Here is a 12788-nt window from a genome sequence, read left to right on the forward strand (position 1 = left end):
AAATGCTAAATTTGAGTAAAAGCATTCAAAATGATTCGAAAATTTTTCAGTTATATTTTACCAGTCAAAATATATAAAAAAAAATCTGCCCGAAGTAAAATGATTGAAGTTACGTGGGCAAACGGAGAGTTGGTTTTAGATACTGAAAATACGAATTATTCGTACGGAAGTCTACAGCGAATATTAAGGTATGGACTTCGAAATATTGGTTATGATAAAATTCTGAAAATGGATCATATTCTCTTACTTGGAGTGGCCGGCGGAAGTGTTGTAAAGACTTTGGTAAACGAAATTGAATACAAAGGAAAAATTACGGGAGTAGAAATTGATCCTGAAATGATTCAGATAGCCAATCAATATTTTAATCTCCATCAGATTGAGCAACTAAACGTTGTAATTGACGATGCATTTGAGTTTGTTTTAAAAACAAAAGAAAAATACGATCTTATTATAATCGATATATTTGAGGATACTAACATGCCTAATTTTTTGTTTGAAAAGTTTTTTACAGACCGGATTTGTGCTATTTTAAAAGAAAACGGATTTGTTTTGTTTAATACCATGATTTTAGACGAGGCACACAATGTTCGTAATAAAAAATATATTGCCGAAGTAGATCCTAAAATATTCAAAACCAAAATGCTGCCCCGCATTGAAGTACATAATGAATTAATAATTATAAACAAAGTTGCTTAATTTATGAAACCCCTAACCTCTATTTTAAACGCTTTACCACCTACTAAAGTTATTGATGCTGCCATCGATTTTTCGGAGTATACGCCTCTTAACTTGTCTGTTTCAAATCTGGATTTAAAAAATGCAAATCTGGATAATTCTGAAGATTTTGAAAAATACATTATTAAATATTTAAAAGAGAAAAATGCAAAAGTAGCTTTTGGCGGATATATTGAAGGACGATATTTATACCAAAGAAGTCCGATTTTTTTTAACAATTCAAAACCGGAACGTAATATCCATATCGGATTAGACTTATGGGCAGAAGCCGGAACCGCTGTTCTGGCTGCGTTGGACGGAAAAATTCACAGTTTTAAAAATAATGAAGGATTAGGAGACTATGGTCCTACCATTATATTAGAACATGAAGTTGAAAATGAAAAATTTTATACTTTATACGGACATTTATCGTTAGAAAGTATAGAAAATTTAAATATCGGAGACCATTTTAAACAAGGAGATAAAATTGCTACCCTCGGAAAAGCCTCGGTAAATGGAGATTATGCACCTCATGTGCATTTTCAGATTATTCATAAAATAGAAGATTACTGGGGAGATTATCCTGGTGTTTGCAATACAAAAGACCTGAATTTTTATATTGAAAATTGTCCCGATCCTAACTTATTATTAAAAATAACTTAAATGATTATGAAGAAAGCAGGATTGATTATATGTTTGTTGTTACTAATTGGATGTAAATCGAAAACAGTAAGCAGAGATACAGAAGATTTAAAAATTAAAAAAGTTACCGGAGCCGATGTAAATGCAAATCAGGAGCGAAAAGCGTATGATTTAGGAAAACGCGTTTTGGAAACTTGCAATACGTCTAAATTTAAACCTTTTAACGAAACAGAAGTAACTAAGTCGGTTATGGATAATACGACCGAAGAGCGTTTAACCAAAACCTGCCAGAGATTTAGACAATACTACGGAAGTTTTATCGACCTAAAATTAGACGGAGTATACAAAACTAAAAATGAAGTTATTTATCGTTACCACGCCATGTATTCCAAAAAAGTAGCCAACAAAGAATTACGCATTTTTGTAAATGATGAGAATCTTGTTTCTGCAATAAAATCAATGGATTGGGATGATAAATTTGATGCCAAATTAGCCGATCAATAAACATTTAAATTATGAATTTTAAAGTACCGCTTATTTTTTTATTTCTTATTTCAACTTTTGCTTCTGCACAGCAGACTATAACCGTGAAAGGTTCAGCTTCTTACCCGGCGACGCAGGAATATACTTTTATCTGCGAAAAATATGCTTTTACAGGCGAGATTAAAGTTCAGATAGCAAAAACAGAAAAAGGAGGTCTTTTAAAATTAACGGTTTCTACTTCAAATGATAAAGCCAGAATTGCGGGCGGCGTATATGTAGATCTCGCCAATGCAGATGTTATAGCGTGCACAGATAAAAACGTAAAAGAATCTTCAGACGGAAAAACAACGTCTTATTATTATTTTACACCGGCAGAATGGCTAAAGCTTAAAAAAAATGACATCTACGCTGTTCGGTTTATAATTGTCGGCGGCCCGGATGCATTTGGAAATCAAACCGGACATTTTACGGCACATAATAAAATGAATTACTTTTCGACAGCATTCGATAAAACCAAAAAATCATACGATACGGCCAAAGAAATTAGTGCCTTATAATATCTTTTTTATTTAATTAATCTTACATTTATAGCTTAATTTCTTTTTTATGAATGCTAACGAAGCTTTAATTACTAAATTTTATACTGCTTTTGCAAATGCAGATGCAAAAACAATGAGTGAATGTTATCATCCTAAAATTCATTTTATTGATCCCGCATTTGGTTTACTAAAAGGAGAACAGGTTTCTAAAATGTGGGAAATGCTTCTTATAAAAAGCAAAGGCAAGTTAAGAATCGAGTTTTCATATGTAAAAGCAGATGATTCCACCGGTTCTGCAAACTGGATCGCCACTTATAATTTTAGTAAAACCAATAGAAAAGTTATTAATAAAATTGGCGCCCAATTTGTTTTTCAAGATGGTCTAATTATCAAACATACAGATAATTTTGATGTATGGAAATGGTCTAAACAAGCTTTTGGCACAGTTGGTTATCTACTTGGCTGGACAGGTTTCTTTCAGAAAAAAGTACAAAAGCAAGCTTTGTCTTCATTAGATAAATTTCAGAAAACTAAATAAATATCTCTTCAAATCCATTGCACAACGTAATGGATTTTTTATTTTTAAGATTTAAACCAGCTTTCTACCAATTCGTCTTCAAAGGAAGTAGCATTTTTATGAATAAATTCATTTCTTTCCTTATCATAAGAATAATCCAAAGCCCATTCTTTATGATTTTTAGCCAGTTCTTTTATGCTAGTACAAACAAAAGCAATTTCTGCATCTGTAGTTGTCGGGTGAATTGACATTCTAATCCATCCTGGCTTTTTAATCAGATCGCCAATTGTAATTTCGTTTACCAGTTTATTAGAAGTTTCCTGATCTACATGTAATAAATAATGACCGTAAGTACCTGCGCAGCTGCATCCTCCTCTGGTCTGAATTCCAAAACGATCGTTTAAAATTTTAACTCCGAGATTAAAATGAAGATCATCAATAAAAAAAGAAATTACGCCAAGACGATCTTTGTGTTGTCCTGCCAGAATTTTAATATTTTCAACCGGCTCCAATTCGCTAAAAACATAGTCCACGATTTCATGCTCGCGCTGCATCATGTTTTCGATTCCCATTTCTTCCTTCAGTTCAATGGCCAATGCAGTCTTAATAACCTGAAGAAAACCCGGAGTTCCGCCATCTTCCCTATCTTCGATATTATCGATGTACTTATGCTCTCCCCATGGATTGGTCCAGCTCACCGTTCCTCCGCCAGGACAATCCGGAATCATATTTTTGTATAACTTTTTATTAAAAATTAAAACTCCCGAGGTGCCTGGACCTCCCAGAAATTTATGCGGAGACATAAAAACAGCATCCAGATACGATTCCGGATCTGCAGGATGCATGTCAACTTCTACATAAGGTCCGGAACAGGCAAAATCCACAAAGCAAACCCCATTATACTGATGCATTAATTTTGCGGCTTCATGATATGGAGTTCTCAATCCGGTAACATTGGAACACGCTGTAACAGAGGCAATTTTAATTGTTCTGTCGTTATATTTCTGCAATAATATCTCGAGATTTTCAACATTAAAAAGTCCTTTTTCACAAGACGGAATTATTTCGACATCTGCAATAGTTTCCAGCCACGAGGTTTGATTAGAGTGGTGCTCCATATGAGAAATAAAAACGATTGGTTTTTTCTCTGCGGGAATATTCGTGAAATTTTTAAGGTTTTCAGGAATTTTCAGTCCTAAAATTCTTTGAAATTTATTAATAACGCCTGTCATTCCTGTACCATCAGTAATCAAGACGTCGTCACTATTGGCATTGGCATGACGCTTAATTATATGTCTTGCATGATGATATGCCTTGGTCATTGCAGTACCGGAAACCGTTGTTTCAGTATGTGTATTCGCAACAAAAGGTCCAAATTGATTCAGCAGTTTTTCTTCTATCGGGCGGTATAATCTTCCGCTGGCAGTCCAGTCCGTGTAAACAATTGATTTTCTGCCATAAGGTGATGTAAATTCCTGATTGATACCGACAATATGCTGTCTAAATTCCTGAAAATAAGTTTCCAGTGTGATGGTACTATTTTTGCTATTCATTAGTTGTGCCTTGTGTTTGACTGCAAATATATCGCTTTTTTATAAAATTGCGAATTTATCAATAGTAAACTTCAAACATTACAATACCGTTTAGTATCTTTAGTTAAAAAGAACTTTTTATTAATAAATTATCATAATATTCTATCGGATTAATAGGCATTAAACTATCAATGGAAATATAATATATGGATAATGTATCAGTTGCTACTTTTGGTGGCGGATGTTTTTGGTGTATAGAAGCTGTAATTCAGCGTTTGAAAGGTGTAGAATCAGTTAAATCAGGTTTCTCAGACGGATTTATTAAAAATCCGCCTTATCGCGAAGTCTGTACTGGCAGGACCGGACATGCAGAAGTGATTCAGGTTGCCTTTAACCCTGACATAATTTCATATCACGACTTAATTTTTATATTCATGACAAGTCATGATCCGACAACTCTAAACCGTCAGGGCGGTGACAAAGGAACTCAATATCGATCTGTCATTTTGTATCACAATGAGGAACAGAGAAAAATTGCAGAAAAAGTGTTTAAAGAAGTTCAGCCTGCCTTTGAAGATCCGATTGTTACGCAATTGAGAGCATTTCAGGTTTTTTACACAGCCGAAGATGATCATCAAAATTATTACAATCAAAATCAGGATGCTCAATATTGCCAGCTTGTTATTGATCCGAAAATCCAGAAGCTTAAAAAAATGTATGCTGATAAGTTAGTTCTTAGTCCAAAGTAGTTAATTCTTAGTAGTATAGTCATAATTCTAAGTTGACTAAAAACCAAGTATCAAAAAATCAAAAGAAAAAACAAATGAAAAATCTAAAAATAAAAAATCGATTTACTGCTGAATTACCCGCAGACCCTGACCCGACAAACGAGATCCGTCAGGTTAAGAATACCTTGTTTTCGTATGTAAATCCAACACAACCTGCAAATCCTGAGTTAATTCACGCTTCTGAAGAAGTAGCAGAATTAGTCGGAATTGCCAAAGAAGAAATTCAGAATGAAGAGTTTGTAAATGTTTTTTCCGGGAAAGAAATTCTTTCTGAAACACGTCCTTTTGCGATGTGTTATGCCGGACATCAATTTGGAAACTGGGCGGGTCAATTGGGCGATGGCCGCGCAATTAATTTGACTGAAGTGGAAAACAACGATCAGTTTTATACTTTACAATTAAAAGGTGCAGGAAAAACACCTTATTCCAGAACCGCAGATGGTCTGGCTGTTTTGCGCTCTTCTGTTAGAGAGTATTTATGTGCCGAAGCGATGTATCATCTCGGTGTTCCCACTACCCGCTCTCTTTCTCTTATTCTTTCAGGAGATCAGGTTTTAAGGGATATTTTATACAATGGAAATCCTGCTTATGAAAAAGGTGCAATAGTGTGCCGTGTAGCCCCGTCTTTCATCCGTTTTGGAAGTTTTGAAATGCTTACAGCGCGAAATGAGCTTAAAAATCTTAAACAGTTTGTAGAATATACAATTCAGCATTATTTTCCTGAAATCGCGGGCGAGCCAAAACAACAATATTTGCAATTCTTTAAAAAAGTCGCAGATACTACCCGTGAAATGATTTTGCATTGGCAACGTGTTGGTTTTGTGCACGGAGTTATGAATACCGATAATATGTCTGTGCACGGAATTACAATAGATTACGGACCTTACGGCTGGCTGGAAAATTACGATCCTGACTGGACACCTAACACTACAGACAGTCAAAACAGAAGATATCGCTTTGGAAATCAGCCTCAGGTAGCACAGTGGAATTTGTATCAACTGGCCAATTCACTTTATCCTCTGATTAATGAAGCAGAACCTCTTGAAAAGATTTTAGATTCGTTTATGACTGACTTTGATAACGATTATAAAACAATGTTTTTAAGTAAATTAGGACTATTTACTTCAAGAGAATCTGACGATAAAATTATTCAGGGTCTTGAAGAAATTTTACGATTATCTGAAACAGATATGACAATATTTTTCAGAAATCTGAGCCATATCCAAAAAGACGACTCTGTTGAAAATGCAATCAAAAAAGTAGAATTTGCTTTTTATATTCCGGAAGAAATTAAGGAAAACACATTAGATGTATGGCAAAAATGGTTTTCAGTATACCTCAAAAGACTTCAGCCTGAAGAATTCTCAGATCAGGAACGTACTGTGGAAATGAATAAAATTAACCCAAAATACGTATTGAGAAATTATATGTCACAATTAGCGATCGATGCCGCAGATAAAGGGGATTATACTTTAATTGATGAATTATTTCAGCTTTTAAAAAATCCTTATGATGAACAGCCGGAATTTGAAAAATGGTTTGCTAGACGACCAGACTGGGCAAGAACCAAAGTAGGCTGCTCTATGTTATCCTGCAGTTCTTAATCAATCATTAAAAAGTTTTCGACTTCGTTCAGAATGATATACTAAAAAGCCATTTTTGGTACTGAGCGAAGTCGAATGTTTAATGAAAATACTAGGTTTCTGAATATTTTTTTATTTAGAACATATATAATCAACAATTATAACGGCATGGATTCTTGAATTTTCAATAAACCATTTGTGAGTCTGCATTCCGCCGCAAACAACACCGGCTAAAAATAAGCCTTGGACATTGGTTTCCATTGTTTCCGGATTGTATTGCGGAATTTTTAATTCGTCATTTGAAAGCTGAATTCCAACTTTTTCCAGAAAATCCAAATCCGGTTTGTAACCTGTCAATGCTAAAACAAAATCATTTTCTATTGCGACTTTGCCATTTGGTGTTTCAATTTCGACTTCACCTTCGCGAATTTCAGTAATATTCGATTCAAAATACGCTTTAATACTTCCTTCCGCAATACGATTCTCAATATCAGGTTTTACCCAATATTTCACACGGTCATTAATTTCGTTTTTACGAATCACCATTGTAACATCGGCTCCTTTTCTCCAGCATTCCAAAGCGGCATCTACAGAGGAATTATTTGCTCCTACAACAAGCACTTTTCTGAAGGCATATTCGTGTGCTTCCTTATAATAGTGTCGTACTTTTGGTAAATCTTCTCCTAAAATATTCATTTGAACCGGAATATCGTAGAAACCGGTTGCAATCACAACATTCTTAGATTCGTAATTCTGTTTGTCTGTTTCTATTTTAAAAAGGGTATCACTTTTGTTGACGTCAATTACTTTTTCAAATAAATTAATATTGAATTTAAAATAACGATGAATTTTTCTATAGTATTCCAAAGCTTCCTGACGTCCGGGTTTTGGCGCTAAACAATTAAAAGGAATTTCACCAATTTCCAGTCTTTCTGCTGTAGAAAAAAAAGTCATATAAAGTGGATAATTGAAAATACTATTGACAATTGCCCCTTTTTCAATAATTAGATAGTTGAGATTTTTCTTTTCGGCTTCAATTGAACAGGCGAGACCAATTGGTCCTCCGCCCACAATTATAAGGTCATATATTAATTCTGTCATTTTATTTTTGCCAGTCTTTAAAAGGATTTTTACTTAAGTAGGCATTATAATATCTTTCGTCATTTGTTACTTCCTCGCCCAGCCATTCCGGTTTTTCAAAAGTTTCCTCTTCGCTGTTCAATTCGATTTCTGCCATTACTAAACCTTCGTTGTCGCCATAAAATTCGTCGACTTCATATACATGATTTCCTGATTTTATTTCGTAGCGCGTTTTTTCGATTTTACCTTTTTCACAAAGTTTCAAAAGTTCAGTCGCTTCATCAACGGGAATTTCGTTTTCCCATTCAAAACGAGACATACCCTTGCCCTGACTCAAACCTTTTATAGTGATAAAACCTTTATTGCCTTTAATTCGAACTCTCACTGTGCGTTCAGGTACAGAGCTCAAATACCCTTGAGCAATCTTATTTTGGGCAAAAGCCTGATTTTTGAAGTCATCAGATTTGACAAGAAATTTTCTTTCTATTTCGACCATTTTAAAAGTAAATTAATTTTACTGCAAGTTACTCATTTTTATTCCAGCACTTAATCTGTAAAATCAATTTTATAAATAAAAACACTTTAATCTCGGTATCTCGCGAGTTTAAAAACCAGGCAGTAAAAAGGAATTTAAAAGCTGTTTAAAAAATCCAATTGCCACTCTTTTGAAGTATCGTACCACAATTGTCCATTTTTAACTTCGAGCGGGCAATCTATATTATTAGTATATAATGCTCCGGTACCTAAACCCTGAGGCATTTTAGAATTCTGCAAAAATGTCCATTGCGCAATTGCATTGAGTCCGATATTACTTTCCAACGCCGATGTAATCCACCAGCCAATGTTATATTTGTCAGCCAATGTTATCCATTCCTGAGTACCACGGAAGCCTCCGATAAAACTTGGTTTTAAAATAATGTACTGAGGCTTTATTTTTTGCAATAATTTTTCTTTTTCTTGAAATGAAAAGACACCAATAAGCTCTTCGTCCAAAGCAATAGGAAACGGCGTTTGTTCACATAACAAAGCCATGTCAGAAATATTTCCTTTTTTAATTGGCTGTTCTATACTATGAAGCTGGAATTGATTGAGTTGTTTCAGTTTATCTAAAGCTTCCTTTGATGAAAAAGCACCGTTTGCATCCACCCTGATTTCAATTTCTTCAGGAGAAAAATGACTGCGGATAAAGGCTAATAATTCTAATTCCTTTTCAAAATCAATTGCGCCAATTTTTAGTTTTATACAATTAAAGCCTTCCGCTAATTTATCTTCAATTTGCTGTTTCATAAAGGCAGATTCGCCCATCCAGACCAAACCATTTATGTCAATTGAGCGCACGTTTGTGGTAAAGTCAGAAGGAAATAAAACATACGGATTTTGACTTTTTAGCGATAAAAAAGCCATTTCTACACCAAACTGGATAGATGGAAATTCCAATAAGGCCTTCCAGAGTTCCGCTTCGCCTAAATTAATGTTGTCGCATGTCCACTTTAATTGTGCTTCATAATCATCGCGATCGTCTGCGCTTAAGCCACGTAATATTCCGCACTCTCCAATACCTTTTTTTCCGTTTTCTTCCAGAACAATAAACCAGGTTTCTTTTTCGGTCATAATGCCCCGTGAAGTTCCGGATGGTCTTTTAAACTCCAGTAAATATTTATGGTAGGATGCTTTCAATCTTTGGTATTAATTATAAAGTTTTAAAACTTTTTCAAAATCTTTAGACGGAAGTCCGGCTTTTTCAAAAACAGCAAAATCACGTTTTGTTTTTTCAATCCAGCTGACACTATCTGTCACGTTTTGAGTCTGATATTTTTTGTAAATTGCTTTCGCTGCACTGTAATCACTGTTAAGCAAATAGGTATGCGCCAGATTTAATTTTACCAATAACTCTGTATCGTCAAGTTTTTCGCCTTCCTGCAATACTTTTAGCGCTTTGGCATATTGTTTTGTCAAAATATAACAATAACCTAATGAACTGTAATCTATTGCGGTCGCTTTTCCTTCGTTGACAATAGTATTCAATTTCGGAATTGCCTCGTTGTATTTTTGAGCTTTGATTAAACAGGCGGTTTGTGCTCTTAAATCATTGAAAACATTTTTAGATATATCAGCATCTTTATAACAGGCATTTCCAAAATCTTTGTACACTTTGGTTTTCTCAACTGCTAATAATTTTTGAAACTCATCATAACGATATTGTTTCATGATTTTATTTAAAATACAAACACAAAAATCATCGGAATTGGCCATTTTTTGTGCCATCGTAGATGTTTTACACAAACTTATAATTTCATTTTTGTTGTCCTGATTCCATCCACGGCTTAATTTCGTGTCAACCCAGGGCACCACTTCCAGAACTACTTTCTGACTCAATAGCCAGTTTTTACTTTCGAAGCCAAACCAGATTGTGCTGATATTTTCCTTTAAACAAGATGATTTATTGACAGATAATCTTTTAGCATCTTTGCTAACCGGTTCTGCCTGCGAATAACAAGCTTTATCGATTTTACCATCCGCAATATATTTTTTTGCATTTTCATTTGATGTAAATATCGAATAGGTACATTGATCGTCTCCTGAAATTTTTGACATCAAAAAAACTGCCCCCGCAGATCCCTGACTAATGCCTGTAGGATCCGGAATTGCTTTTAATAAAGAAACCAGACTGTTGGCCATTTCCTGATTTTTGTCTAAAAGTGTAATTCGGTATACGATTTCTGTAGTTCCGACAGGTAAATCTTCTGTAGAAATAGAAATCCTGTCACGTGCAGGAACCATTATTTCTTTGGTAGTAGCTCGTTCTTTGTCCCAATAACCATCTTTCTGCGCAAATGCGTTGAAAGAGACAGTAATGAATGCGGCTAAAATTATTTTTTTGAAAGTCAGACGTGATGTCTGGGTTGCTACAGATTTCACAGATTAAAATGATTTTATTTAAAACTTTTATTCAATAACATAGATTATGCCAAATAACTTTCTAACAGAAATGCGTACTCTGTCCACACCTTTTGTTTTCCTTCGACTTCGCTCAGGATGACAAGCGGACTTCGCTCAGAATCACAATTCGATTTCACTTAAGATCACAATCCGACTTTACTAAGGATCACAATCCGATTTCGCTTAAGATTGAAACTTAGCGGGGAATGATATCAAACTTCAATCAGGATGCTTTTAAAATTAAAGTACAATGATCTTATAATTCTATTGATTCTCCAATTGGTAAAAGCATTAAATCTTTTCCTTTGTCGAAAAATTTACGAATTGATTCTTCGTGATTAATTTCGATATAGCCAAATGTATCAAAGTGATAGCCTAAAATTTTATCACATTCAATAAAATCAGATGCGATGATGGCATCTTCAACATCCATAGTAAAATTATCACCTATTGGAAGAATCGCCAAATCCAGTTTTGTACGAAGTGGAATTAATTTCATATCGTAGGTTAACGCAGTATCTCCCGCAATATAAATATTTTTATGCTCGCTTTCGATAACAAAACCTCCCGGATTTCCCCCGTAAGAACCGTCAGGAAAACTGCTTGAATGAATTGCATTTACATATCTTACTTTTCCGAAATCGAATTTCCAGCTTCCTCCATGATTCATTGGATGGGAGTTGAAGCCTTTTTTCGCATAGTAAGTTGCAATTTCTGCATTAGAAACAATAACAGCATTTGTATTTTTTGCAATATCTTCGACATCCAACACGTGATCACTGTGTGCGTGTGTAAGTAAGATATAATCTGCTTTTAATGTTTTGATGTCAATTGCAGAAGCCAATGGATTTCCTGTAATAAACGGGTCTACAATAATATTTTTTCCTCCCACTTCAATTGCTAATGAAGCGTGTCCGTAATATGTAATTTTCATGATGGTACGATTTTTAGTTTATGTTGTAATTTTATCTTCCTCCTAAAAACAAGTTTACGATTATGTCTGAAATCAGCGAGATCATACATATTGTCAACAATAAAGAAAGTAAGAAGGTGCTTAAAGCCAGTTTTTTTAATTCCGGATCTAAAAGTTTTGGATTCTGATTTTTACAAACAGTATTTAAATGTTTAATTAGCGGAATGTAAGCCAATAAGAAAAGATATTGATCGAATTTGTAACCGCTTAAAACAGCAAATACAATTACACAAAGCATGGCGGTGATAATTAAAGTAAAGTGGTAGATCTTGGCTTTTTGAGCTCCCATTTGTACCACAATCGTATTTTTACCTGCTTTTTTATCAGATTCCTGATCGCGCATATTATTCAGATTTAATACACCAACACTCAACAAACCAATTGCAACTGCCGGAAGAATTAAAAGCGGATCAATTTCTTTCGCATATAGAAAGTTTACTCCTAAAGTACTTACCAATCCAAAGAAAACGAAAACAAATAAATCTCCAAATCCCCTGTAGCCGTAAGCAGAGTTCCCCACGGTATATTTGATTGCAGATGCAATAGCTGCAATTCCAAGTAAAAGAAAGAAAATAGAATAGCCAAAATTATCTTGTCCGAAAGCGAAATATATTAAGATTACCGCAGATAATAAAGTGAGAATCGCTGTTATAACTATAGCTTTTTTCATGGCTTGCGGCGTAATATTACCACTCTGAATAGCACGCAGCGGCCCTACTCTGTCTGCATTATCGGTTCCTTTGACTCCGTCACCGTAATCGTTTGCAAAATTCGACAAAACCTGTAAACCTAATGTCGTCAAAAGTGCGAATCCAAAAACTTTCCAGCTAAAAACTTCCGTTGGCGTATTAATGGTTTCAGTGGGATTTGATAAGGCGTAGATACTTCCAACAATAATTCCCGAAACTGATAAAGGCAATGTGCGCAATCTGGCGGCTTCAATCCAATGTTTCATTCTATTTAATTTTAGATTTTTGATTTTAGATTTTAGATTGTA

At 34.6% G+C, this 12788-nt stretch carries 14 protein-coding genes; 7 read left to right on the forward strand and 7 right to left on the reverse strand.

The annotated features are described in order from the left end of the window. Positions 1-30: 30 nt before the first annotated feature. The 5 genes from ABEB31_RS21120 to ABEB31_RS21140 are packed head-to-tail and all read left to right on the forward strand — an operon-like array spanning position 31 to position 2916. Positions 31-696 (forward strand): spermidine synthase, encoded by a 666-nt coding sequence (locus tag ABEB31_RS21120; RefSeq protein ID WP_347053649.1) that lies wholly within the window; start codon positions 31-33, stop codon positions 694-696. 3 nt (positions 697-699) lie between these two features. After that, complete coding sequence (locus ABEB31_RS21125) at positions 700-1377, forward strand: peptidoglycan DD-metalloendopeptidase family protein (protein WP_347053650.1); 678 nt, start codon at positions 700-702, stop codon at positions 1375-1377. 6 nt (positions 1378-1383) lie between these two features. Continuing rightward, on the forward strand, positions 1384-1860 hold the full coding sequence (locus ABEB31_RS21130) for a hypothetical protein (protein ID WP_347053727.1): 477 nt from the start codon (positions 1384-1386) through the stop codon (positions 1858-1860). 11 nt (positions 1861-1871) lie between these two features. Then, positions 1872-2396: a hypothetical protein gene (locus ABEB31_RS21135; protein WP_347053651.1), complete on the forward strand. Its 525-nt coding sequence runs from the start codon at positions 1872-1874 to the stop codon at positions 2394-2396. Positions 2397-2445: 49 nt separating this feature from the next. Then, on the forward strand, positions 2446-2916 hold the full coding sequence (locus ABEB31_RS21140; RefSeq protein ID WP_347053652.1) for a nuclear transport factor 2 family protein: 471 nt from the start codon (positions 2446-2448) through the stop codon (positions 2914-2916). Between the two features lie 44 nt (positions 2917-2960). Here the strand turns inward: ABEB31_RS21140 and ABEB31_RS21145 are convergent, their stop codons facing one another. Beyond that, entirely contained in the window at positions 2961-4448 is a 1488-nt protein-coding gene (locus ABEB31_RS21145; protein WP_347053653.1) for an aminotransferase class V-fold PLP-dependent enzyme, read from the reverse strand. 185 nt (positions 4449-4633) lie between these two features. Here ABEB31_RS21145 and msrA point away from each other — a divergent pair, with 185 nt between their 5' ends. Further along, the gene (gene msrA / locus ABEB31_RS21150) at positions 4634-5176 is read left to right on the forward strand and encodes a peptide-methionine (S)-S-oxide reductase MsrA (protein WP_347053654.1); all 543 of its coding nucleotides are present in this window, start codon (positions 4634-4636) and stop codon (positions 5174-5176) included. Positions 5177-5250: 74 nt separating this feature from the next. Continuing rightward, on the forward strand, positions 5251-6819 hold the full coding sequence (locus ABEB31_RS21155) for a protein adenylyltransferase SelO (protein ID WP_347053655.1): 1569 nt from the start codon (positions 5251-5253) through the stop codon (positions 6817-6819). 111 nt (positions 6820-6930) lie between these two features. On the opposite strand, the gene ABEB31_RS21160 is transcribed toward ABEB31_RS21155, so the two are convergent. The 6 genes from ABEB31_RS21160 to menA form a co-directional block, all read right to left on the reverse strand. Then, the gene (locus tag ABEB31_RS21160) at positions 6931-7899 is read right to left on the reverse strand and encodes a YpdA family putative bacillithiol disulfide reductase (protein ID WP_347053656.1); all 969 of its coding nucleotides are present in this window, start codon (positions 7897-7899) and stop codon (positions 6931-6933) included. Between the two features lies 1 nt (position 7900). Beyond that, on the reverse strand, positions 7901-8374 hold the full coding sequence (locus ABEB31_RS21165) for a CYTH domain-containing protein (RefSeq protein WP_347053657.1): 474 nt from the start codon (positions 8372-8374) through the stop codon (positions 7901-7903). Positions 8375-8508: 134 nt separating this feature from the next. Next, positions 8509-9555 (reverse strand): o-succinylbenzoate synthase, encoded by a 1047-nt coding sequence (locus ABEB31_RS21170; protein WP_347053658.1) that lies wholly within the window; start codon positions 9553-9555, stop codon positions 8509-8511. Positions 9556-9564: 9 nt separating this feature from the next. Continuing rightward, positions 9565-10797: a tetratricopeptide repeat protein gene (locus ABEB31_RS21175; protein WP_347053659.1), complete on the reverse strand. Its 1233-nt coding sequence runs from the start codon at positions 10795-10797 to the stop codon at positions 9565-9567. A 277-nt stretch (positions 10798-11074) separates the two neighbouring features. Further along, entirely contained in the window at positions 11075-11752 is a 678-nt protein-coding gene (locus ABEB31_RS21180; protein WP_347053660.1) for a metal-dependent hydrolase, read from the reverse strand. 31 nt (positions 11753-11783) lie between these two features. After that, positions 11784-12746, reverse strand: a complete 963-nt coding sequence (gene menA, locus ABEB31_RS21185) for a 1,4-dihydroxy-2-naphthoate octaprenyltransferase (RefSeq protein WP_347053661.1) — start codon at positions 12744-12746, stop codon at positions 11784-11786. Positions 12747-12788: the final 42 nt, after the last annotated feature.

The organism is Flavobacterium olei (assembly GCF_039749035.1).
Lineage (GTDB): Bacteria > Bacteroidota > Bacteroidia > Flavobacteriales > Flavobacteriaceae > Flavobacterium > Flavobacterium olei.